Origin of the sequence: Desulfocurvus vexinensis DSM 17965, assembly GCF_000519125.1 — a bacterium.
In the GTDB taxonomy this organism is placed as follows: Bacteria; Desulfobacterota; Desulfovibrionia; order Desulfovibrionales; family Desulfovibrionaceae; genus Desulfocurvus; species Desulfocurvus vexinensis.
On record NZ_KI912582.1, the window covers coordinates 70678 to 92717 of the forward strand.

Consider the following 22040-nt stretch of genomic DNA (forward strand, 5'->3'; position numbering starts at 1 on the left):
TTGCCTCCTGGCTTGGGGCTAGCGCCCGCCCTGGGTGTGGTCCAGCCACTGTTCGAGGGAGCGGGCCGCCTCCAGCCCGCCGGTGATGGCCCAGCCGATCTTGCTCGGCCCGGTCAGCGCGTCTCCGGCCACGAACACGCCGTCCAGGGCGGTCATGCGCGGCCAGGGCGAGGCGCCCTTGCGGACCTTGTGCACGTCCAGGCGCTCGGCCAGGGGCAGGGTGGGCAGCTCGCCCACGGCGCTGATGACCATGTCGGCCTCCACCACCTGGTTGGAGCCGTCCTGGGGCAGGGGGCAGCGGCGGCCCGATTCGTCGGGCTCGCCAAGGGCGCATTGCAAAAATTCCACGCCCTCCACATGCTCCGCGCCCAGGATGCGCAGGGGCATGGCCAGCTCCTTCCAGATCATGCCGTTGTCCTGGAGCAGGCCGATCTCGTAGGGCCCGGCGGGGGCCTCGTCGATGGTGCGGCGGTAGAGCATGGTCACGCGCAGGGCGCCGCTGCGCAGGGCGCACTGGGCGGCGTCCATGGCCGAGAGCCCGCCGCCGATGACCACCACCTTGCGCCCCAGGGCCGGGCTGGCGCAGACCTCGGCCCCGCAGGTGGCCCCGCGCAGGGGGAAGAGGTATTCCAGGCCCGAGAGCACCCCGGGCAGGTCCTCGCCGGGGATGCCCATGCGCCGCGAGCGCCACGAGCCCGTGCACAGGATCACGGCGTCGTGGGCCGCGCGCAGGTCCGTCAGGGCGATTTCCGTGGTCCGGAATTCGTCGCCCTCGTCGTGGTTCTCGCCGGGCTGGCCCACGATCTTGGTGCGCATGTGGAAGGCCACGCCGTAGTGCTCGGCCAGGAGCGTGGCCGCGGCCTCGGTGCGTTCCACGGGCAGGCGGAAGTCGGGGATGCCGAAGTACATGAGGCCCCCGGCCTTGGGCATCTTGTCGTAGACCGCCACGCGGTAGCCCTGGCAGGCCAGGTAGCCGGCGGCCACCAGCCCCGATGGCCCGGCCCCGGCGATGGCCACCGAGCGGCCATTGGGCGGCATGGGCTTGTCGCGGAACAGGCCGAAGTTCATTCTGGTCATGGACGGTCCACCCCCTGTTGCGGTGCGCTGCCGGGGGCCGGGCCCCCGCGGTGCTGGAACGGGCAATTCCCACATTTATGCCATTCCCGCAGCCATTGCAACCGCGCTTGAAGCCCGGGCGGGCTCCGGTGTAGGCTCGGGCCGGGCCCGCGCGCCGCCACGGGCGCCCGGGCCGCCCACCCCCGCCCACCCTGCGTCCGGCCCCGCGTGCCGCGCGGCCACGGGAGGCGCCCATGGACCTGGCCATCACCTACGTGCACCACGACTGCTTCTGCCTGGAGGCGGCGGGCTGGACGCTGCTCTTCGACTATCCGGACGCGCAGCACCGCCCGCCCGGGGCGCGCGAGGCCGTGGCCCGGGCCCTGGCCGGGCGGCGGGTGGCGGCCTGCTTCTCGCACAGCCACGCCGACCACTGCTCCGCCGACGTGCTGGACGCTGCGCAGGACGCGGCGCAGTTGCACCTGGTGCTGTCCTACGACGTGCCGCAGATGGTGCCTGCGCTGGACCTGCCGGGCGCCGTGGTGCTGGAGCCCGGCGACGACCCGCGCGGCGGCGACCCCGGGCCCTGGGCCGGGGTCGGCCCCGGGCTGCGCGCCCGGGCCCTGGAGAGCAACGACCTGGGCGTGGCCTTCTGTCTCGATGTCGAGGGGCTGCGCGTGTATCACGGCGGCGACCTGGCGGCCTGGCTCTGGCCCGGGCCGGACGACGCCGGAGCCGCGCACACGCGCGCCTTTTTCGAGCGCAGCCTGGAGGCCGTGGCCGCCTTCGCCCCGCATGTGGCCTTCACCTGCTGCGACCCGCGCCTGCCCGGGCGCGGGGGCTTCGCGCGCTTTGCCGAGGTGGTGCGGCCCCCGGTGCTGGTGCCCATGCACGACTTCGGCCAGCCCGGGGCCGTGGGCGGGTACGCCCTGGGCGTGCGTGTGCCGGGGGTGGCGGTGCTGGCCTTTGCGGCCCTGGGCCAGCGCCGCGAGCTGCACGCCGGACCCTGAGCCCCGCCCCGCGCGCCGCCGGGCGCCGAGGAAATCGCGGGACAATCGCCCGGGGCCCGTGTACCCTGCGCCCTCATGCCGGACACCACCCCCCGGGCCGCCCCCGGCCCCGCGCCGCGCCCGCTGCTGCGCCAGCGCAACCTGCACATCCTGTTTTGCGTCACCCTGACGGTGGTCATGGGCGTGTCGAGCATCGCCCCGGCCTTCCCGGACATCATGGACGCCCTGGGTCTCTCGGCCACCCAGGTGGCCTGGCTGGTCACGGCTTTCACCCTGCCGGGGGTCTTCCTGGCCCCGGTGCTGGGCATCCTGGCCGACCGCTACGGGCGCAAGACCGTGCTGGTGCCCTCGCTGCTGGCCTTCGGGGTCTTCGGCTCGCTGTGCGCCCTGGCGGATTCCTTTGCCGTGCTGGTGGGCCTGCGCTTCCTCCAGGGCGTGGGCGCGGCGGCCCTGGGCGCGCTCAACGTGACCATCCTCTCCGACCTCTACTCCGGGCCCGAGCGCATCACGGCCATGGGCTACAACGCGGGGGTGCTCTCCTTCGGCACCACGCTGTTTCCGCTGCTGGGCGGCGCCCTGGCCACCCTGGGCTGGCACTGGCCCTTCGTGCTGCCCGTGACGGCCCTGCCCCTGGCCCTGGTCGTGCTGCTGCTGCTCGACACCCCGCGCCCCGAGGGCGGCGGGGAGTTCATGGAATACATGCGCCAGGCCGTGCGCCGCGCCGTGGAGCCCCGGGCCCTGGTGCTGTTCGCCACCACCTGCATGACCTTCATGATCCTGTACGGGCTGCTGGTGTCTTTTCTGCCGGTGTACCTGGCGCGGCGCTTCGGGGCCGAGGCCTGGGCCATCGGGGCCATCATCGCCTCGGCCAGCCTGACCACGGCGCTCCTGGCCGCGCGGCTGGGGGCCCTGGCGCGGGTCGTGCCGCTGCGGGTGCTGCTGGCCGTGGCCTTCGGGCTCTATGCCACGTCGGCGCTGCTCACCCCGCTCATGCCCGGGCTGTGGTGGGTGCTGCTGCCGGTGCTGGTGTTCGGCGCGGCCCAGGGGCTGAACATCCCCACCGTGCAGGCCATGCTGGCCGACCTGGCGCCCATGGAGCAGCGTGGGGCCTTCATGGCCCTGAACGGTACGGTGCTGCGCCTGGGCCAGACCCTGGGCCCGGTGGTCATGGGCGGGGCGTTCCTGGTCTGGGGCATGGACGGGGTCTTCGCGGCCACGGCGGCCCTGGCCCTGCTGGCCGGAGCCCTGGTGCTGGCCGTGGTGCGCGGCGGTGCGGGCCACGGGTAGGCCCGCGCGGGCAAGGAAAACCGCGCGCCAATGCAAGGCGGCGCCCCTCCGTGCGGAGGGGCGCCGCCTTGCGTTTGGCGCGGTGCGAGAGCTCTAGATGGCCACGTCCAGCAGCAGGCCCGGGGCCTGGGGCGGGGCGGCCAGGGTGGCGAGCGTGCCCCCGGCGGCCTGGGCGAGGGCCGTGGCGGCGCTGGGGCCGTAGCCGGATTCCAGGGCCTGCCCGGCGTCGGCCAGGGCCGAGCGCAGGCCGGTGTAGCTGGCGTCCTGCCCCAGGCCCTGCTCCAGGATTTGGGCCACCAGGTCGGCGGCGTCCTGGCCCAGGGTGTCCTGCATCTGGGCCACCAGCCCGGACGCGGCCTGGGCGGTGGTGGCGCTGCCGGAACCGGGGCTGGCCGCGTAGAAGGTCTCGTTCAGGCCGTTGTCGAAATAGGCGTTCAGGGCGCGGTTCAGGCTGCCGTTGAAGGTGGCCATGAGCGCGTCGCCCTCGGTGGTGCCGAAGGTGCGGTCCACCAGGCGCAGCACGTCCAGCAGGCCCTGGCCGAGGGTGTCCTCGGTGATGTCGCCCTCGTCCATGCGCCGGGCCAGCAGGCCGATGGAGGCCGTGGCCGTGGCCTGGCCCAGGCGCTCGGCGACGGTTTCCAGGGCGCCCGTCAGGGCGTCGGCCAGGGCTGCGGAATCCTTGGCGGCGGCGCTGGCGCCGGGGCCACCGGTGGTTTCGGAATCCGCAGCGGCCTGCTGGGCGTCCAGGCGCCGGGCCAGGGCCTCGGCCCAGGCCCGGGCCGTGGAGATGCCCGCAGCGCCGGACGCCCCCGCCGTTCCCGTGACCGCCGTGGCGCCGGCCCGCGCCGCAACGCCGCCATAGGCCACCGCCGTGGCCGAAACCAGGGGCTGGGTCAGGGGGGACAGGGTCTCGATCTGCATGGGGCGCCTCCGGGGATACCCGTCTTATCGGCACGGGGTGGCGGGAGCTTTAGCAGCCGCCCTGAATCGGCACGCGCCGGGGCGTTGCAGAAATCCGGCTTCCGGCGCGCGCTGTAACCTGGCGTTGCGCTTGGACTTTTCGCGCCAGGGCGCCGCGCAGTGCCGGGGCGGCCCGCGAAAAGGGGTTTCCCAACGGGCAGTTAGGCCAGGCGGCGTTGCCCCCGGGGCGGCTGGTCTGCTATACCCGGGGTGCAACGATACAACCCCAAGGAGAACCCCATGATGCTGCCCCAGAACGAGGCCCGCTTCAAATTCTGCCCGCTGCTGGTGGGCACCGACGGCAAGATGCGCTTCTGCCAGGGCTCGCAGTGCATGATGTGGCGCTACCGGCTCACGGACAAGAAGGGCGAGGAGGACGCGGGCTACTGCGGCATGGCCGGGAAGCCCGCCGGGGCCATGTAGGCCCGGGGGGTCAGGGCCGGGCGTCGGCCCAGGGGTGGGTGAAGATCCACTGCCCGCAGACCAGCCTGCCGTGGGGCGAGGGCGCGGCGCGGTCCACCAGGGGCGCGCCGCGCCCGGGCGCGCCGGGCAGGCGTTCGGCCCGCGCCGGGCAGCCCAGGGCGAAGGGCGGCAGGAAGGCCAGCGCCTCGGGGCCGTCCAGGCGCAGGCACCGGCCGTCCAGGGCCGCGCAGGCCGCGCAGGCCGGGCCCGGCCCGTCCACGCGGATGCGCACCCAGGGCGCGGCGTCCTCGCCTCCGGGGGCGCCCGGGGCCGCCAGGGCCGCCGCCAGCAGGGGCAGGGCCTCGGCCTTGGCCGCCTCGTAGCGGTCCAGGAAGGCCTGGGCGTGGGCGGCGGGGGTTTCGGCGTCCTCGAACAGGCACCAGACCACCTGCCCGCTCAGGCGGCGCAGGGTGGGGTGGGCTTCCAGCAGGGCGGCGGGCGTGGCGTTCATGGGCCGCCTTGTACATGCCCCGGCCCCGGCCCGCAACCCTGCCGCCGCCCGGGCTGGCCCGGCCTGTGCCCCTGCCGTCCCCTGGGGTTTGCCTGGGGCGCCGCGCAGACGGCCCGTGCGTTCGCCGCCTCGGCCCGCCAGACCCGCAACTTCGCTCCCTCGCCGCCCGGCGCCCTGCCGCCTCGGCTCGGCGCCCCGTAACGTTCCCGCAATCCGCAATGCTGCCGCCGCCCCGGGCGTGACCCGACCGCCCCCCGCTCGCAACTCCACCCCAATCCGTGCCCCCTCCGCCCCCGGGGCCCGTGCGGTCCTGTCCCTGTCGCCGTTTCGCCATCGTGCCCGCCCTGGGCAACCAGGAAATCCACGGGGTTGCGATTTTTTTATGTCCACGAGGTGAAATCTATTCAAAATACTGTTTTATTTGGATTAAAATCTTCACACCTCCGGTGCCCTGCAAAAACATGGCAAAATGCTCTGGAAAGGAGCCATGTTGCAGCATGCCGTCCCGGGCGCCTCGCGCCTGGGGCGCTTGACTTTTATCCCGCCAGGGAGCATAGGTGGAATCAATGGAAAGCTCTTTGACAGAGACACGCTTTTGCCATCGTAAGAGGCTCGCTGCTTCTTAATCATCCGGTGCGGCTGCGCGAGCCGCCACGGGAGCACCGCTTTGCAAGGCGGGTTCCGCCGGAATGTATTGAAATGAAGAAAAACCCGTCCCTGGTTCCACCACACGGGATTTTTCTTGGGATTTCCACGCGGGTGCTCCCGGCCCCATGGCCGGTTCACTGACGGCAACGGCGCGGTTTCAGGCAATTTCCAGGCATCACCTCCGTTCATGGTTGAAGGCCCTGTCCCCGGGCAACAGCAAAACGACCCTCAGCCCGGCAAGGGCGCGTCGTCAGGCAACCCCGACCAAGACCAAGGCATGGACCGGCATGCGGTTTACGGCAAGGGCGCGAAGCGGGGCAACTCCTCAACCCAACCCGGACGACGGAAATCCAGTCGGCTGAGGCCAGTAGGACGGAAATGATCGACGCATCACAGCAGCACCCCGTCCCGGGCACCCGGGACGGGGTCTTTTTTATGTTGCTGCGGCGCGGGGCCCTCTGCCGTCCGGCCTAGCCTCAGGGCTTGCGTTCCGGTTCCCGGGATGCCTGCACCTCGGGTGCCTCGGGTTCCCCGGGCTCCACGGGCGGGCTGCCCGGCACCCACCAGTGGGCGGCCTCGCGCTGCTCCCGCGCGGTGGGGGTGGCGCGGGTCTTGAGCACCGAGAAGAGCATGGAGCCGCCCAGGATGGCCACCGTGAGCCCCAGGGTCGCCTGCGTGGGCACCACCGGCCCGCCGAACCAGGCGTTGACGAGCATCTTCGCCCCCACCAGCACCAGCACCAACGACAGGCCGTACTTGAGGTAGTGGAAGCGGTGGATGATCCCGGCCAGGGCGAAGTAGAGCGCCCGCAGGCCGAGGATGGCGAAGACGTTGGACGTGTAGACGATGAAGGGGTCGGTGGTGATGGCGAAGATGGCCGGGATGGAGTCCAGGGCGAAGAGCACGTCCGTGAACTCGATGAGCACCAGCACGACGAACAGCGGGGTCAGGTAGAGCGCCCCGCCCCGGCGCACGAAGAACCGGCGGCCCTCGAAGCCCTCGGTGACGCGGAAGTGCCGGCGCATGAAGAGGTTGATGCGGTTCTTCTCCATGTCCGGTTCCTGGCCCACGGTGACGAGCATCTTGATGCCCGTGAACACGAGGAAAGCCCCGAACACATAGACGACCCAGTGGAAGGCGCTGATGATCGCCGCGCCCGTCAGGATGAGCGTGGCGCGCATGACCAGAGCGCCCAGGATGCCCCAGAAGAGCACCTTGTGCTGGCAGTCCTTGGGCACGCCGAAGTGCAGGAAGATGAGCACGAAGACGAAGATATTGTCCAGGCTCAGGCTTTTTTCGATGAGGTAGCCGGTGAGGTACTCGGTTCCGGCCTGCGGGCCCAGGGCGAAGTGGACACCCGCGCCGAAGAGCAGCGCCAGGGTGACATAGCCCAGGCTGAGCAGCAGGGCCTCGCGCACCCCGATCTCGCGGCCCCTGCGGTGCAGCACGCCCAGGTCCAGGGCCAGCAGCACCAGGACCAGCAGGTTGAAGCCGATCCACATCCAAGCGGTTTCCATGGTCTTGTCCTTGGTTCTTGTTGTTGCGAAAAGTCAAGCGGTACGGCCAGGGCCCGGGGCCCCGTAGGGCGGGCGCGCCACGGGCGGCGGCCCCGGCCCGCAGGCGGGCGGGCGGCGCGGCGGTCCCGGGCGGGCGCGGGTGTGGTGGGCGTGATGCACAAAGGCCTCCAGGGCGTGGTGTCCGCTGGAGGCCTCGGAAAGAAAAAACGAGACGTCCAGCATGATTGCTCATGCTGAAGGTCTCGCTCATCGGCAGGAACCGACGGCAAGGCCAAGTGCCGGGGTGCGGCACCAGTCTTGTTGACCTTGCCCGAAGAGCTACTCCCCTTCAGATGGGGGCATTGAATACGCCCGGGGCCTGCGGTGTCAAGGGTTTTGTTCCGGCCCTGGCGGGCGGCGGCGCGCGGACCCCGCCAGGAAAAGGCCACCCCCTTGCGTTGGCGCACCAGGGCGGCTACCCTGGCGCAGGGTCCGGATCGGGCGCAGCGCGGCTTGGTCCGGAGCCGGAAAAGGAGGCGGATATGACGCAGGACATGGCGCCGGGCGTGATGCTGGACATGCGCAAGTTCGTGGCCCCGGAGTTCGTCTTCGGCCTGGGGGCCGCGCGGCTGGCGGGGCAGTACTGCCGCAACCTCGGCGCGCGCAGGCCCCTGGTGGTGACCATGGCGGAGCTCCTGGAATACCCCTGGTGCCGCGACATCCTGGCCGGGCTGGCGGAGCACGGGCTGGAATACGCCGTGTTCAGCGACGTGTCCGAGAACCCCCGCGAGCACGAGGTGGCCCGGGGGGCGGAGTTCTACGCCCGGCAGGGCTGCGACGCCATCCTTGCCGTGGGCGGGGGCAGCGCCATGGACTGCGCCAAGGCCATCGGCATCGTGCACAGCAACGGCCAGGACGTGCTGGAATTCGAGGGCGTGGACATGGTGGCCAAGCCCGGCCCGCCCCTGGTCTGCGTGCCGACCACGGCGGGCAGCTCCGCCGACGTCTCGCAGTTCGCCATCATCAACGACACCACGCGCAAGGTGAAGATCGCCATCGTCTCCAAGACCGTGGTGGCCGATACCGCCCTGGTGGACCCCGGCGTGACCCTGACCATGAGCCGCGAGCTGACGGTGCACACCGGCCTGGACGCCCTGACCCACGCCGTGGAGGCCTACGTCTCCAACGCCAACGGCCCGGTGACGGACCTCTTTGCCCTGGAGGCCGTGCGCCTTGTGGGCACGCACCTGGCCGCCGCGGCGGACAACGGGCAGGACCTGGACGCCCGCGCCGGGATGATGCTGGCCAGCATGTACGCGGGGCTGGCCTTCTCCAACGCCATCCTGGGCGCCGTGCACAGCATGGCCCACAGCCTGGGCGGCTTCTCCGACCTGCCCCACGGCATGTGCAACGCCATCCTGCTGGACCTGGTGGCGGCTTTCAACTACGAGGCCGCGCCCGGACGCTACCGCGACGTGGCCACGGCCCTGGGCCGGGGCATGGGTGTGGCGCCCGGGCCGGGGCGCGAGGGCGTGCTGGACGTGTTGCGCCAGTTCAAGGCCCGCCTGGGCATGGACAAGCGCCTGGGCGAGCTGGGCGTGCGCCGCGAGGACCTGCCCCGGCTGGCCGAGCTGGCCATGCAGGACCCGTGCATGGTCACCAACCCGCGCCAGCCGACCCGCGAAGAGATCGAGGCCCTGTATGCCCAGGCGTTCTGAGGGCGAAGGCGCTGGCCCGGGCGCGGGGGCGGGGGCCAGCGCGGGCGGGGAATCCTGCCCGCTGCTGGAGCGGCTCCTCGGCCTGGGCGAACGCCAGGTGCGCCGGGCCTACCTGCCCGAGCAGCAGAGCCGCCTGGAGGCGCTGGAGCGCTTCCGCTGCCTGCTGGAGAACATTTCCGACGCCATCTTGGTGGTCGATGTGGCCGATGGGACCCTGGTGGACGCCGCCGGGGCCGTGCAGGCCGTCACCGGGCAGCCCCCCGAGGCCATCCTGGGCCACAGGATCGACGAACTGCTGCTGGCCCAGACCGTGGAGTCGCTGTTTGCGGACCCGGGCCACCAGTGCCCCGAGGGCGCGGCCACGGTGCTGCATTCCGGGCTGCGCCACGCCGACGGCACCATCCGCCCGGTGGAGATCAAGGCCCAGCGGGCCGTGTTCGGCCCGCAGTGCTACGGGGTGCTCGTGGCCAGCGACATCACCGAGCGCATGCGCGCCCAGGAGCGGCTGCGCGAGTCGGAAATCCGCTACCGCACCGTGGCCGACCACACCTACGACATGGAATGCTGGCAGAGCCCGGCGGGCAAGCTGCTCTACGTCAGCCCGGCGTGCGAACGCATCACCGGCTACCGGCCCGAACGCTTCCTGGGTGATCCCGGCTTCCTGGAGACGCTCATCGTGCCCGACGACCGGGAGCTGTGGCTCCAGTCCATGGGCTGCGCCACGGCGCGCGACGCCGAGGGCGTGGATTTCCGTCTCCGGCGCCGCGACGGCGTCCTGCGCTGGGTCACCCAGGTCTGCCGCGCGGTGGTCACCGCCGAGGGCCGCGACCTGGGCATCCGCTTCAGCCTGCGCGACATCACCGAGCGCAAGAAGGTCGAGGACCAGTTGCGCCACCAGGCCCTGCACGACCCCCTGACCGGGCTGGCCAACCGCGTCCTGTGCCTGGACCGCATCCGCCAGGCCATGCACCGCGCCCAGCGCCGCAAGGACTACAACTACGGCGTGGTGTTCATGGACCTGGACGGCTTCCGGGTCATCAACCAGAGCCTGGGCCATGCGGAGGGCGACGCGCTGCTGGTGGAGGTGGGGCGGCGCCTGCGGCGCTGCGTGCGCCACCTGGACACCCTGTCGCGCTTCGGCAGTGACGAGTTCGTGCTCGTGCTCGAAGAGCTGGAACGGCCCGGCGAGTCCGTGCGCGTGGTGCGGCGCGTGCGCGAGGAGCTGGCCAAGCCCCTGGCCATGAACGGACGCGACGTGCGCCTGACGGCCAGCTACGGCATCGTGTCCGTGCCGCGCGAGGCGCGCCCCGAGGAGGTGCTCCAGCACGCCAACATCGCCATGCACCGCGCCAAGGAGAAGGGCCGCGACCGGCTGGCGGTGTTCTCCTCCAAGATGCTCGACCAGGTGGTGCGCCGTCTGGACCTGGAAAACGACCTGCGCCGGGCCCTGGTGGCCGGGGAATTCGTGGCCCATTTCCAGCCCATCGTCGGGCTGGCCGATGGCCGGGTGCGCGGCTTCGAGGCCCTGGTGCGCTGGGACCACCCCGTCCGGGGCCGGATCTCCCCGGGGGAATTCATCGCCCTGGCCGAGGAGACCGGGTTGATCCACGCCCTGGGCATGGCCGTGCTGGACCAGGCCGTGCGGGCCATGGCCGCCTGGCGCCAGGCCGGGCTGTGCGCCGCCGACGCCTTCATGTCCGTGAACCTTTCGGCCCGCCAGTTTTCGCACAGGGACCTGGTGCGCGCCATCCTGGAGAACCTGGACGCCCACGGCCTGCCGCCCGGGGCCCTGAACCTGGAGATCACCGAGTCGGCCATCATGGAAGACCCGGCCTCGGCCATCGACAAGCTCACGCGCCTCAAGGAGCACGGCATTCGCCTGAGTGTGGACGACTTCGGCACCGGGTATTCGTCCATGAGCTACCTCAAGCGCTTCCCCCTGGACCACCTGAAGATCGACCTGGGTTTCGTGCGCACCATCGACACGGACCAGGAGAACCTGGAGATAGTCAAGGCCATCATCAGCCTGGCCCATTCGCTGCGCCTGTCCGTGGTGGGCGAGGGCGTGGAGCAGGCGGCCCAGGGCGAGATTTTGCGCTCCCTGGGCTGCGAGTACGGCCAGGGGTTCTTCTATTCCCGCCCGCTGGGCCGGGCCGGGGTCGAGGCCTTCCTCGCCGCCCGCCGCCCCGGGGCCGAGCCCATTCCTTCTTGATGCATTCGGCGGATGTATGCTCTACTGCCTGCGGTCACGACAACCGGCAGGCGAGGGCATCCATGGGACTGTTGGGCAAACTGTTCGGGCGCGCGGGAGGCGCCGCCACACCCCTGGAGGCTGACCCGCGCCTGGGGCGTGTGCTCGACGCCGTGCTCGACTGCTGCGAATACGCCCTGTTCGCGGGTGAGGGCGCGGCGGCCATGGCCGAGCGACTGGCGCGCCAGCGCCCCGACCGCGAGTGCCTGGCCTGCGAGCCGGGCGGCGACGCCTTCTACGCCGCCACCGCCCGCACGGCCAAGGTCAAGAACCTCTACCTCTTCAACCAGCGCCCGCGCGAGTTCCTGCTCGGGGTGCGCGACGGCAAGCCCTACCTGCTCGAGCGCGACACCCTGGTGGTGCTGCATGTGCCCGGGGGCGGCGCCGAGCGGCGGGTCTTCGACGAGGTGGCCTTCGTGGCCGAGAGCTTCGGGGCCGCGTTCCTGCTGGTGCTGGGTTGCCGGGTGCCCGGCGAGGCGGGCTTCGTCTACGATTCGCACCTGGGCCGCGAGTGCTCGCCGGCCAACCTCGTGCCGCACCTGGGCCAGGCCGAGGCCGGGCTGCTGCTGCCCGCTTACCCGCCCCCGGGCGGGCGGGCCCGGGCCAAGGGCTGGTGCCTGGCCACCCTGGGCCGCAACGCCCACCACCTGCCCCCCGAAGACGTGGCGCACCTGCTGCGCAAGGCCGAGCCCGAGGCCCCGCCCGCCCCGCAGCCGGACCCCGCCCCCGGGGCCTGATCCGGCCGTTGCCCCTCTCGCCCGGGCCGTTTCCGTCTGCGGGGCCTGCGCGCCCACGCCGCCCGGGCCTGGCCGTTTTTCCCCGCTCCCGGGCCTGGATTCGTCCACCCGGCCCGCAATTTACAACCCCCGCGCGCGCATGTATCCTGTGCGCCGCTTCGCCCCCGGGGCCCGGCCACGGGCCGCCCGCCCCCGGCGCCACCACCGCATACGGAGTCCGTCATGCTCGTTCCCCAGGGTTTTTCCTTCGCCGTGGCCCAGGCCGGGTTCAAGCGCGAGGGCCGCTACGATCTGGCCGCCGTGGTCAGCGACGGCCCCGCGTCCAGCGCGGGGGTTTTCACCACCAATCTGTTCAAGGCCGCCCCGGTGCTGGCGGGCATGCAGGCCATCGAGGCCTCGCCCACGGCCCGCGCCGTGGTGGTCAACTCCGGCCAGGCCAACGCCTGCACCGGCGAGCCCGGGCTGGCCGACTGCCGCCAGAGCCTGGAGCTGGTCGGCGCCGCATTGGGCCTTGAGCCCGACGCCATCCTGCCCATGTCCACGGGCGTCATCGGCCCGCGGCTCAAGCTGGAGCGCTGGCGCGCGGCCATGGAACCCCTGGCGGCCAGCCTGGGCCAGGCCGGGCCCATGGACGCCGCCAAGGCCATCATGACCACCGACACCTTCCCCAAGGTGGCCTGGGCCCGCGTGGGCGACACGCCCGCCGTGGTCCTGGGCATGTGCAAGGGCGCGGGCATGATCTGCCCGAACATGGCGACCATGCTGGGCATCGTGCTCACCGACGCCGCCGTGGACCCCGGCACCTGGCGCCAGATGCTGGCCCAGGCCGTGGACGAGAGCTTCAACCGCGTCACCGTGGACGGCGACACCAGCACCAACGACTGCGTGTTCGGCCTGGCGGGCGGGGCCAGCGGCGTGGAAGTCGTGGACGACGAGTCGGCCCAGGCGCTGTATGAGGCCCTGGTGGATGTCTGCCAGAGCCTGGCCTACATGATCGTGCAGGACGCCGAGGGCGGCACCAAGGTCATGCGCATCACCGTGGCCGGGGCCAGGGACGACGCCCAGGCCGAGCTGGCCGTGCGCGCTGTGGGCCATTCGCCCTTGGTCAAGACCGCGCTGTACGGCAGGGATGCCAACTGGGGGCGTATCGCCGCCGCCCTGGGCCGCAGCGGCGCCGCCTTCGACCCCGCCGCCGTGACCATCGCCATCGGCGGGGTGGTCATCTTCGAGCAGGGCCGCCCCGTGGACCTGGACATCGATGCCCTCATGGCCCCGGTGCTGCGCCGCCAGGACGTGGACATCGACGTGACCCTGGGCGACGGCCCGGGCGGCGCGGTGCTCCTGGCCTCGGACCTGACCCACGAATACGTGTCCATCAACGCCGACTACCGCAGCTAGGAGAGGCCATGACCCGCGAACGTTCCGGCCCCGAGGGCCCGCAGGCCGGGGAACGCCTGGGGCGGCTGGCCGACTTCCTCTTCGAGGTCGGCATGCTGCGCAAGACCCCGCGCACGGGCTACCAGTTCCTGGGCACGGGGGCGGAAAACGTGGCCGAGCACAGCTTCCGCACGGCGGTCATCGGCTGCGTGCTGGCGCGCCTGACCGGGGCCGACGAGGCCCGGACCACGCTGCTGTGCCTGTTCCACGACCTGCACGAGGCGCGCACCGGCGACTTCAACTATGTGAACCACGCCTACAACCGCTCCGACCGCGTGCGCGCCCTGCAGGACGCCACCCGCGGCACCGGGCTCTCGGCCATGGTGCTGGGCATGTGGGAGGAGCTGGAGGGCCTGGACACCCTGGAAGCCCGCCTGGCGCAGGACGCCGACCAAATCGACCTGATCCTGAACCTCAAGGAGCAGGCCGACCTGGGCAACGGCTACGCAAGCAAGTGGCTGGCCTGCGCCCTGGAACGCCTGCGCACCGAGCAGGGCCGCGCCCTGGCCCGGCACATCGCCGAGACCGACCACACGGACTGGTGGTTCCTGGGCCAGGACGAGCAGTGGTGGAAGAACCGCAACGGCGTGAAGGACGGCCACGCGGGCGAGGACGGCCCGGCGCCCGGCGAGGGGCCCCAGGGGCCGGACGGGAAGTGACCCCCCCCCGTGCCGGACCCGGGCGCCGCAGGGCGCCGGGCCGGCGGGGCAGCAACGCGCGCGGGCGCGGGCCGGAGGGCCCGCACCCGCCTCGTTTTGCGCGCCAGCGCCCCGGCGCCCCTCAGCTTCCCGTGCCCGCGTCCGTGCCCGTGCCCGCGTCCGGCCCGGGCTGGTCTTCGGCGTACTTGTCGCGGATGGCGGCGATGACGTCGAAGATGTCCAGGAAGGCGTCCACCACGTCGGGGTCGAAGTGCGCGCCGCGCTCCGTGTGCAGCAGGTCGAGGATTTTCTCGTCGGGCCACGGTGGCTTGTAGGAGCGCCGCGAGCCCAGGGCGTCGAATACGTCGGCCAGGGCCACGATGCGTGCCTCAAGGGGAATTTCCGCCCCGGCCTTGGGCTGGCCCGGGCCCTGGGCCGCGGCCAGGTCGGCCAGCCGCCCGGGGTAGCCCGTGCCGTTCCACTTCTCGTGGTGGTTCAGGGCGATGCTGCCGGACATGGCGTCCAGCTCCGAGGTGGAGTTCTGGAACAGCCGGGTTCCGAAGACCGTGTGCATCTGCATCACGGCGAACTCTTCGGGTTCCAGCCGGGCGGGTTTCTTGAGAATCTTGTCCGAGATGCCCACCTTGCCCACGTCGTGCAGCATGGCCGCCACGCGGATCAGGTCCTTGGTCTTCTTGCGCTCGTGCTCGCCGATGCCTTGCATCAGGGCGTATTTGTGGTAGATCTCCGCCGAATAGGCCCCCACGCGGGTGACGTGGGCCCCGGTTTCCGAGGGGTCGCGCAGCTCGGCCATCTGCATCATGCGCAGGATCAGCTCGCGGGTCATTATGGCCCGCTCGATGGCCACCGAGGCCGCGTTGGCCAGCAGCGGCAGCACCACGCGCGCGTCCTGCGGGAAGGGCACCGCGCGCCCGGCGTCGTCCTTGGCGTTGATGAGCTGGATGACCCCCGACACCGTGCCCTGGGAGGTCTTGACGGGCAGAGTCAGCATGGAGGTGGTGTGGTAGCCCGTCTTGCGGTCGAAGCTGGGGTTGAAGGCCACCGGGGAGTCCGCAGGCATGGCGTAGGCGTTGGCGATGTCCAGGGGCTGGCCGGTGGCGGCCACGTGCCCGACGATGGACGTGCCGTCGATGGGCAGGGTGAAGTCGGCGTAGATGTCCTTGGTGACGTCGCCCTGGCGGATGAAGGTGTCGTTGTGCACGTAGCCGAAGCGCAGGCGGCCGTCCTCCACGAGGTAGATGGTGCCCGCGTCGGCGCCCGCAATGCGCCGCGACTCGGTGAGGATGCGGTCCAGGATGGCGTCCAGGTCCTTGAGGCGGCTCAGTTCTTCGTTGATGGCCAGCAGCTCGCGGACCAGCTCGGCGCCGTCCGGGGCGGGGCAGGAGGATGGCATCGGACCTCCGGCGGAATGGAATATTTCCCAGCCTATTGAAGTGTATCCCATCGGCGGGATTCGTCAAGCCGCCGGGTGGGCGAGGCTGCCCCGGCGGGGAGGGGGCGTGCTTGCCGCTGGCAAAACGCGGGGATTGATGGTAAGCGAGGTGGTTCCTTGGGGGCTCCGGGCCGTGGCCCGGGGGCGCAAGGGAAATTCTGGACACAAGCGGCACGCCTCCGCCAGGGGGGCGCATCGGGAGTCGGGCGCGGATGACACGGTTTTTCGCGTGGCTTGGCGGCGGGTTTCTCGAAGCCATGGCCGAATCGGGGCGCATGGCGCTGTTGCTGTGGGAGGCCACGCTCTCCCTGTTTCGTCCGCCGTGGCGGATCGGGCTGTTCTTCCGCCAGATGGAGTTCGTCGGCGTCAATTCGCTGTTCGTGGTCCTGCTCACCTCGCTGTTCACCGGCATGGTCCTGGCCTTGCAGACCTACCACGCCTTCCGGCTGTTCTCCGCCGAGGGGCTGGTGGGCGCCACGGTGGCCCTGTCCATGACCCGCGAGCTGGGCCCGGTGATCACCGCGCTGATGGTCACCGGCCGTGCCGGGTCGGCCATTGCCGCCGAGATCGGCACCATGCGCGTCACCGAGCAGGTGGACGCGCTGACGGTCATGGCCATCAACCCCGTGCAGTATCTGGTGACTCCGCGCGTGGTGGCCGGGCTGGTGATGCTGCCGCTGCTCACGGTGGTTTCCGATTTCGTGGGCATCCTGGGCGGCTATCTGGTGGGCGTGAAGATGCTGGGCATCAACGGCGGCATCTTCATGAACCGCATCTACGAGCTGGTGGAGCTGTCCGACATCTACAACGGCTTGGCCAAGGCCGCCGTTTTCGGCGTGATCCTGGCGCTTGTCGGCTGCTACAAGGGATTCTACACCTCCGGCGGGGCCGAGGGCGTGGGCCGGGCCACGACCCAGGCCGTGGTGCTGGCCTCGGTGCTCATCCTGGCCAGCGACTACATACTGACCTCGCTCATGATGTAGAAGGCGCGACATGGACCCGATCATCGAACTGCGCGACATCCACAAGAGTTTCGGCCCGCAGCACGTGCTGCGCGGGCTGGACCTGGCCGTGCGCCCGGGCAGCGTGAGCGTGGTCATCGGGGGCAGCGGCGGCGGCAAGTCCGTGCTCATGAAGCACGTCATCGGGCTCATGAAGCCCGACAGCGGCCAGGTGCTGGTGGACGGGCAGGACACGGTGCCGCTCTCCGAGCGCCAGATGGCCCCGGTGCGCCGCAAGTTCGGGATGCTCTTCCAGGAGGGCGCGCTGTTCGACTCCATGACCGTGGCCGAGAACGTGGCCTTCCCCCTGGCCGAGCACAGCGGGCTGCCCCGGCGCGAAATCGAGGCCGTGGTGCAGGCCAAGCTGGCCGCCGTGGGCCTTGCGGGCATGGGCTACAAGATGCCCGGCGAGCTTTCGGGCGGCATGCGCAAGCGCGTGGGCCTGGCCCGGGCCATCGCCCTGGACCCCAAGATCGTGCTCTTCGACGAGCCGACCTCGGGGCTGGACCCGGTCATGGCCGCCAACATCAACGAGCTTATTTTGCAGACGCGCGGCGAGTTCGGCGCGACGTGCCTGGTCATCAGCCATGACATCCGCGCCACGTTTTCCATCGCCGACGAGGTGTTCATGCTGTACGATGGCCGGATCATCGCCAGCGGCCCCCCCGAGGCCATCCGCGACAGCGCGGACCCGGTGGTGCGCCAGTTCATCCGGGGCGAGGCCAGGGGGCCGATCACCATAGCTTAAGGAGCGGGACCGGAGCGCCGGCCCGCGCAACGCGGAGTGACGAACATGGCCTTCAAGACAGGCACCGAGATCAAGGTCGGCGTATTCGTGTTCCTGGCCCTGGTGGGGCTGGCGTTCATGTCGCTGCAGGTGGGCAGCGGAGCGCTGTTTACCCGGGGCACCTACGAGCTGGTGGTCTACTTCGACAACGTCACCGGCCTGAAGGCCGACTCCCCGGTGGAGGTGGCGGGCATCGAGGTGGGCCGGGTGCGGGCCATCACCCTGGAAGACGGGCGCGCCCGGCTGACCTTGGAGCTTGCCAGGGCCGTCAAGGTGCCCGCCGACACCGTGGCCAGCATCAAGTCGCGCGGGGTGCTGGGCGACAAGTACGTGGACCTGTCGGGCGGCAGCCCCGACGCCCCCGAGCTGGCCGCTGGCGGCGTGCTCACCCGCTCGGACCGCAGCGCCGACCTGGAGGTGCTCTTCCAGAAGGTCGGCCAGATCGCCGACGACATCGGGCTGGTGGCCAAGAGCGTGTCCAACGTCTTCAGCGGGCCCCAGGGCGAGCAGAACCTGCGCCTGACCTTCGACAGCCTGCGCGACCTGACCGTGACCCTGAACCAGATGGTCCAGCAGAACGTGCAGAGCGTGAACCTCATCGTGGAGAACCTGCGCGAGTTCTCCGGCGACCTGCGCCATATCAGCGGCGCCAACCGCGACGGCATCGACAACATCGTGGCCAACTTCGAGGCCGCCTCGGCCCAGATGAGCCAGACCCTTGAGCGCGTGAACTCCGTCATGGCCAAGATCGACGAGGGCCAGGGCGCGGCGGGCCGGATGATCAACGACCAGGAAATGGGCGACGACCTGCGCCAGGCCGTGGCCTCCCTGGAGAGCGTGGCCACCAAGATCGACGAGGGCAAGGGCTCCCTGGGGCGGCTCATCAACGACGACACAACCTCCAAGGAGCTGGACAAGGCCCTGGAAGGCATCAACAAATACCTGGAAAAGCAGGACACCTTCCGCACCACCTTGGACTTCCGCTCCGAGGTGCTGGCCGACAGCGGCAACGTCAAGTCCTACCTCGACCTGACCCTGCAACCCTCCGAGGACCACTACTACATCCTGGGCGTGGTGGCCGACCCCGAGGGCCGCACCCGCGAAACCGAGACCGTGACCCATACCTGGGTCGGCGGCAGCTACAGCGAGCGCCGCGAGATCGAGGAGAAGACCGAGCGCGACAAGATCGCCTTCAACGCCCAGATCGCCAAGCGCTGGCACAACGTGGCCCTGCGCGGCGGCCTGTTCGAGTCCACCGGCGGCGTGGGCGCGGACCTCTACCTGTGGGACGACCGCGTGCGCCTGTACGCCGAGGCCTTCGACTTCGACAAGGACGACCCGCCGCACCTCAAGGCCGGAGGGCGCCTGTACTTCCTCAAGAACTTCTACGTCACCGCCGGGGTGGACAACTTCGCCACGGACGCGGCCTTCTTCGGCGGCCTGGGCCTGTCGTTCACCGACGACGACCTGAAGTACATCATGACCAGCGCGCCCATCCCGGGCAACTAGGCCGCGCCGTGAGGATCGCCGTCATCTCCGACACCCACGCGTATGCGCCCTCGCCGTGGATGCAGGCCGTGTACCAGACCTACCTGGAGCCCGCCGACGTGCTCGTGCACTGCGGCGACATGACCGGGCAGGCGCTGTGGTCGTTCTTTCTCCAGCACCCGCGCTTTTTCGCCGTGGCGGGCAACATGTGCGAGTGGGAGCTGTCGCGCGAGCTGGAGCAGCGCGTGTCGTTCACGGCGGGCGGGCTGACGGTGGGCGTGGCCCACGGCTGGGGGCAGGACCGCCAGGGCCTGTCGCACAAGGTGGCCGAGGCCTTCGGCCCGGGCTACGACCTCATCTGCTTCGGCCACACCCACACCCCGGAGTGGACCCGCCACGGCCAGGCCTGGGTGGTCAACCCCGGCAGCCTGCGCGAGGCGGGCAACGCCCCGACCCTGGCCTACGTCCACATCGGCCCGGACGGCGCCCTGACCCACGAGGCCGTGGCCGTGCCGCGCATGATCGGCACCGTGAGCGCCGGATAGCGCCCCGGCCCGGCGCTTCGCCCGCCGCCGTTCCCTTCGCCTTCCGTCCTCCCGATTTCCGCGCCGCTTTCCGCCCCCGCCCGGGGCCGCGTGGATGTTCCGCGCGCGGACGCTTTGTTGCCCTTTTTCGTTCCCCCCACCCTGGGCCGCGCGCCGCCCCCTGCGCGCGCTGGCTCGCCGCCCGGGCATCCCCAGACGGCGGCACCGGAGCCCCAGGCCCGGGCGCAGCCGGGCCCCCCGCGCCCGCAAGGCCGCAACAAAGAGCCCCCCTTCCGGAGAAGGGGGGCCTTGGTGTGCATGGCTGGCTCCATGCGTGGCGCGCAGCCGACGCGGACTGCGCCGCCGGTGCCCTTAGCCGCCCAAGAGCTGCATGGCCAGACGCGGCAGGCTGTTGGCCTGGGCCAGCATGGCCACTGCGGCCTGGGACTTGATCTGCTGACGCACGAACTCGGTCATTTCCAGGGCCACGTCCACGTCGGAGATGCGCGACTCAGAGGCCTGGAGGTTTTCGGACTGGATCTGCAGGTTGGAGATGGTGTTCTGCAACCGATTCTGCAGGGCGCCCAGGTTGGCGCGGATGTTGTCCTTGGAGATGATGGCTTCGTTGATGCCATCCAGGGCGTTCTGCGCGGCGGACTGCGTGGAGATGGTGTAGCCCGCTCCGGTGGGGTCGGACTGGTTGCCGACGCCCAGGGCCGAGGCCGTGGAGTTGTTGATCTGGATGTAGTAGTAGTCCTCGGAGCAGTCGTTGGCCGTGCCGAAGTGGATCTTCATCTTGCCGGTGGACACCAGCCCGGAACCGTCGTGCGCGCTGCCGGACAGGTTGCCGTTGAGCAGGTAGATGCCGTTGAAGTCCGTGGCGTTGGCGATGCGGGTGATTTCCGAAGCCATGGCCTGGTACTCGGAGTCGATGATCAGGCGCTGGTCGGAGTTGTAGGTGCCCGTGGCCGCCTGTTCCGCCAGCTCCTTCATGCGGATCAGCTTCTCGTCGATGACGCCCAGGGCGCCGTCGGCGGTCTGGATCAGCGAGATGGCATCGTTGGCGTTGCGGACACCCTGGTTCAGGGCGGCGATGTCCGCGCGCATGAGCTCGCGGATGGCCAGGCCGGCTGCGTCGTCGGCGGCGTTGCCCACGCGCAGGCCCGAGGACAGGCGACGGGTCGACGTGCCCAGGGCCCCGAAGGAGATGCTGAGGTTGCGGGCGGCGTTGGTCGCCATCAAGTTGTGGTTGATAACCAGAGACATGCGGTTTTCCCTCCTTAGAATGGTTTTGCAGCTTCCGTGCTGCGTTCAGGGTTGCGCCGTGTTGATTTCGTATTCGGCTGGCGCGGAGCAAAAGTTTAGGGCGCCCGCGCAAAAACACGCCCGGGCCACAGGGGCCGGGGCGTGGTCCGGGCCGGTGGGTCCGGCGGGCAATGGCCCGGGCATCCATGGCCGGGGCGGGTTGCGGCGGGGGTACGGAGGGGGCTCAGTCCGTCCGGGGGGCTTCGGGAAAAAGATTGCCGATGATGGCGTCGGAGACGAGCATCCCCGGGCGGGTCAGGCGCAGGCGGCCCCCGGAAATGCGGATCAGGTCGCGCTGGCGCAGGGCGCGGATCATGGGCTCGTTTTTGGCCAGCAGGTCGTGCCCGGCGGCCTTGCGGTAGGCCGCGAGGTCCAGCCCGCGCGTGGTGCGCAGGCGCAGCATGACCAGCTCGCGCAGGCGCGTCTGGTGGTCCAGGGCCTCGGCGTCCGTGCCCAGGGTGCCCGCCTGCACGGCGGCGGCGTAGGCGTCCAGGCCTTCGGGGTTCTTCCAGCGCCGGGCCCCCAGGGTGGAGACCGCCGCCGGGCCCAGGCCCAGGTAGGGCCTGCCTTCCCAGTAGCCCGTGTTGTGGCGGCTCTCGAAGCCCATGCGCGCGTGGTTGGAAATCTCGTATTGCAGGTAGCCTTCGGATTCCAGGAATTCGCCGCCCTGCAGGTACATGCGCTGCTGCTCGGTCTCGTCGGGCAGCTCCAGGTCCGTTTCGCGGTCCAGGCGTTCCAGGTGCGTGCCGGGCTCGATGGTCAGCCCGTAGCAGGAGATGTGCTGCGGGCCCAGGCGGGTGGCCTTCTTGAGGTTGGCCAGCCAGTGGTGCAGCCGCTGGCCGGGCAGGCCCCAGATGAGGTCCAGGGAGACGGAGCGAAAGCCCGCGCCCTGGGCCAGGCGCACGGCGGCCTCGGCCTGTTCGGCGCTGTGCGGGCGGCCCAGGCGCGTCAGGTCGTTGTCGTCGAAGCTCTGCACGCCGATGGACAGCCGCGTTACGCCCAGGCGGCGCAGCACTTCCATGAGCGTCCAGTCGGCCACGGAGTCGGGGTTGGCCTCCAGGCCGAATTCCAGGCCCGGGGCGAAGGTGAAGTTCGCGCGCAGGGCGCGCACCAGCCGCTCCAGGAGCGCCGGAGGCAACAGGCTCGGCGTGCCGCCGCCCAGGTGCAGGGTCTCGACCTGCGGGCGCCTCAGGCGCTTGCCCCACAGGGCGGCCTCGGCTTCGAGCAGCTCCACGTAGCGGAGCATCTGCCCCGGGCCGGGCACCACGGAGTGGAAGGCGCAGTAGTGGCACTTGCGCCGGCAGAAAGGCACGTGGACGTAGAGCAGCATG

At 70.8% G+C, this 22040-nt stretch carries 19 protein-coding genes; 12 read left to right on the forward strand and 7 right to left on the reverse strand.

Translation table 11 applies throughout. From position 1 onward, the window contains the following. Positions 1-18: 18 nt before the first annotated feature. Positions 19-1077: an FAD-dependent oxidoreductase gene (locus G495_RS19585; protein WP_051445429.1), complete on the reverse strand. Its 1059-nt coding sequence runs from the start codon at positions 1075-1077 to the stop codon at positions 19-21. Between the two features lie 233 nt (positions 1078-1310). On the opposite strand from G495_RS19585, the gene G495_RS19590 reads away from it, so the two are divergent. Continuing rightward, positions 1311-2066, forward strand: a complete 756-nt coding sequence (locus G495_RS19590; RefSeq protein WP_051445430.1) for an MBL fold metallo-hydrolase — start codon at positions 1311-1313, stop codon at positions 2064-2066. A gap of 75 nt (positions 2067-2141) precedes the next feature. After that, positions 2142-3353: an MFS transporter gene (locus tag G495_RS0114925; RefSeq protein WP_051445431.1), complete on the forward strand. Its 1212-nt coding sequence runs from the start codon at positions 2142-2144 to the stop codon at positions 3351-3353. A 93-nt stretch (positions 3354-3446) separates the two neighbouring features. On the opposite strand, the gene G495_RS20640 is transcribed toward G495_RS0114925, so the two are convergent. Continuing rightward, positions 3447-4274, reverse strand: a complete 828-nt coding sequence (locus G495_RS20640) for a hypothetical protein (protein ID WP_051445432.1) — start codon at positions 4272-4274, stop codon at positions 3447-3449. 279 nt (positions 4275-4553) lie between these two features. Here G495_RS20640 and G495_RS0114935 point away from each other — a divergent pair, with 279 nt between their 5' ends. After that, positions 4554-4736 (forward strand): hypothetical protein, encoded by a 183-nt coding sequence (locus G495_RS0114935; RefSeq protein ID WP_028588423.1) that lies wholly within the window; start codon positions 4554-4556, stop codon positions 4734-4736. Between the two features lie 10 nt (positions 4737-4746). Here G495_RS0114935 and G495_RS19600 read toward each other — a convergent pair whose 3' ends face one another. Together G495_RS19600 and G495_RS19605 are read right to left on the reverse strand one after the other, a co-directional pair. Then, the gene (locus G495_RS19600; RefSeq protein ID WP_051445433.1) at positions 4747-5226 is read right to left on the reverse strand and encodes a hypothetical protein; all 480 of its coding nucleotides are present in this window, start codon (positions 5224-5226) and stop codon (positions 4747-4749) included. A gap of 1124 nt (positions 5227-6350) precedes the next feature. After that, the gene (locus tag G495_RS19605) at positions 6351-7391 is read right to left on the reverse strand and encodes a TerC family protein (RefSeq protein WP_051445434.1); all 1041 of its coding nucleotides are present in this window, start codon (positions 7389-7391) and stop codon (positions 6351-6353) included. Positions 7392-7924: 533 nt separating this feature from the next. On the opposite strand from G495_RS19605, the gene ercA reads away from it, so the two are divergent. The 5 genes from ercA to G495_RS19615 all read left to right on the forward strand — a co-directional run bounded on the left by ercA (position 7925) and on the right by G495_RS19615 (position 14172). Then, the gene (gene ercA / locus G495_RS0114950) at positions 7925-9088 is read left to right on the forward strand and encodes an alcohol dehydrogenase-like regulatory protein ErcA (protein ID WP_028588424.1); all 1164 of its coding nucleotides are present in this window, start codon (positions 7925-7927) and stop codon (positions 9086-9088) included. Continuing rightward, positions 9072-11300 (forward strand): putative bifunctional diguanylate cyclase/phosphodiesterase, encoded by a 2229-nt coding sequence (locus G495_RS19610; protein WP_051445435.1) that lies wholly within the window; start codon positions 9072-9074, stop codon positions 11298-11300. Before ercA ends, G495_RS19610 begins: the two co-directional genes overlap by 17 nt. Positions 11301-11362: 62 nt before the next feature. Then, positions 11363-12076, forward strand: a complete 714-nt coding sequence (locus G495_RS0114960) for a hypothetical protein (protein WP_028588425.1) — start codon at positions 11363-11365, stop codon at positions 12074-12076. Positions 12077-12298: 222 nt separating this feature from the next. Next, positions 12299-13474: a bifunctional glutamate N-acetyltransferase/amino-acid acetyltransferase ArgJ gene (argJ, locus tag G495_RS0114965; protein ID WP_028588426.1), complete on the forward strand. Its 1176-nt coding sequence runs from the start codon at positions 12299-12301 to the stop codon at positions 13472-13474. Between the two features lie 8 nt (positions 13475-13482). Then, positions 13483-14172 (forward strand): HD domain-containing protein, encoded by a 690-nt coding sequence (locus G495_RS19615; RefSeq protein ID WP_051445436.1) that lies wholly within the window; start codon positions 13483-13485, stop codon positions 14170-14172. Positions 14173-14293: 121 nt separating this feature from the next. Here the strand turns inward: G495_RS19615 and G495_RS19620 are convergent, their stop codons facing one another. Further along, complete coding sequence (locus tag G495_RS19620) at positions 14294-15565, reverse strand: HD domain-containing phosphohydrolase (protein ID WP_051445437.1); 1272 nt, start codon at positions 15563-15565, stop codon at positions 14294-14296. A 251-nt stretch (positions 15566-15816) separates the two neighbouring features. On the opposite strand from G495_RS19620, the gene G495_RS0114980 reads away from it, so the two are divergent. The 4 genes from G495_RS0114980 to G495_RS0114995 are packed head-to-tail and all read left to right on the forward strand — an operon-like array spanning position 15817 to position 19425. Beyond that, the gene (locus G495_RS0114980) at positions 15817-16587 is read left to right on the forward strand and encodes an MlaE family ABC transporter permease (RefSeq protein ID WP_028588427.1); all 771 of its coding nucleotides are present in this window, start codon (positions 15817-15819) and stop codon (positions 16585-16587) included. A gap of 10 nt (positions 16588-16597) precedes the next feature. Then, entirely contained in the window at positions 16598-17353 is a 756-nt protein-coding gene (locus G495_RS0114985) for an ABC transporter ATP-binding protein (RefSeq protein ID WP_035252569.1), read from the forward strand. 45 nt (positions 17354-17398) lie between these two features. After that, a complete protein-coding gene (locus G495_RS0114990; protein ID WP_028588429.1) occupies positions 17399-18901 on the forward strand; it encodes an MlaD family protein in 1503 nt (500 codons plus the stop codon). 8 nt (positions 18902-18909) lie between these two features. Continuing rightward, positions 18910-19425, forward strand: a complete 516-nt coding sequence (locus G495_RS0114995) for a metallophosphoesterase family protein (protein ID WP_028588430.1) — start codon at positions 18910-18912, stop codon at positions 19423-19425. Between the two features lie 351 nt (positions 19426-19776). Here the strand turns inward: G495_RS0114995 and G495_RS0115000 are convergent, their stop codons facing one another. Further along, positions 19777-20670 carry a flagellin N-terminal helical domain-containing protein gene (locus tag G495_RS0115000; RefSeq protein WP_028588431.1) on the reverse strand — a complete coding sequence of 298 codons (894 nt, stop codon included), beginning with the start codon at positions 20668-20670 and terminating at the stop codon, positions 19777-19779. A gap of 223 nt (positions 20671-20893) precedes the next feature. Further along, the gene (hemW, locus tag G495_RS0115005; protein ID WP_028588432.1) at positions 20894-22039 is read right to left on the reverse strand and encodes a radical SAM family heme chaperone HemW; all 1146 of its coding nucleotides are present in this window, start codon (positions 22037-22039) and stop codon (positions 20894-20896) included. Between the last annotated feature and the right edge of the window lies 1 nt (position 22040).

Bases quoted from the DNA above. Each gene is read 5' to 3' on its own strand.
- G495_RS0114925 (WP_051445431.1), top strand. From the start codon at position 2,142: ATGCCGGACACCACCCCCCGGGCCGCCCCCGGCCCCGCGCCGCGCCCG.
- hemW (WP_028588432.1), bottom strand. From the start codon at position 22,039: ATGCTGCTCTACGTCCACGTGCCTTTCTGCCGGCGCAAGTGCCACTAC.
- G495_RS19605 (WP_051445434.1), bottom strand. From the start codon at position 7,391: ATGGAAACCGCTTGGATGTGGATCGGCTTCAACCTGCTGGTCCTGGTG.
- G495_RS19615 (WP_051445436.1), top strand. From the start codon at position 13,483: ATGACCCGCGAACGTTCCGGCCCCGAGGGCCCGCAGGCCGGGGAACGC.
- G495_RS19610 (WP_051445435.1), top strand. From the start codon at position 9,072: ATGCCCAGGCGTTCTGAGGGCGAAGGCGCTGGCCCGGGCGCGGGGGCG.
- G495_RS19620 (WP_051445437.1), bottom strand. From the start codon at position 15,565: ATGCCATCCTCCTGCCCCGCCCCGGACGGCGCCGAGCTGGTCCGCGAG.
- G495_RS0115000 (WP_028588431.1), bottom strand. From the start codon at position 20,670: ATGTCTCTGGTTATCAACCACAACTTGATGGCGACCAACGCCGCCCGC.
- G495_RS0114990 (WP_028588429.1), top strand. From the start codon at position 17,399: ATGGCCTTCAAGACAGGCACCGAGATCAAGGTCGGCGTATTCGTGTTC.
- G495_RS19590 (WP_051445430.1), top strand. From the start codon at position 1,311: ATGGACCTGGCCATCACCTACGTGCACCACGACTGCTTCTGCCTGGAG.
- ercA (WP_028588424.1), top strand. From the start codon at position 7,925: ATGGCGCCGGGCGTGATGCTGGACATGCGCAAGTTCGTGGCCCCGGAG.
- G495_RS0114980 (WP_028588427.1), top strand. From the start codon at position 15,817: ATGACACGGTTTTTCGCGTGGCTTGGCGGCGGGTTTCTCGAAGCCATG.
- G495_RS19585 (WP_051445429.1), bottom strand. From the start codon at position 1,077: ATGACCAGAATGAACTTCGGCCTGTTCCGCGACAAGCCCATGCCGCCC.
- G495_RS19600 (WP_051445433.1), bottom strand. From the start codon at position 5,226: ATGAACGCCACGCCCGCCGCCCTGCTGGAAGCCCACCCCACCCTGCGC.
- G495_RS0114935 (WP_028588423.1), top strand. From the start codon at position 4,554: ATGATGCTGCCCCAGAACGAGGCCCGCTTCAAATTCTGCCCGCTGCTG.
- G495_RS20640 (WP_051445432.1), bottom strand. From the start codon at position 4,274: ATGCAGATCGAGACCCTGTCCCCCCTGACCCAGCCCCTGGTTTCGGCC.
- G495_RS0114985 (WP_035252569.1), top strand. From the start codon at position 16,598: ATGGACCCGATCATCGAACTGCGCGACATCCACAAGAGTTTCGGCCCG.
- argJ (WP_028588426.1), top strand. From the start codon at position 12,299: ATGCTCGTTCCCCAGGGTTTTTCCTTCGCCGTGGCCCAGGCCGGGTTC.
- G495_RS0114960 (WP_028588425.1), top strand. From the start codon at position 11,363: ATGGGACTGTTGGGCAAACTGTTCGGGCGCGCGGGAGGCGCCGCCACA.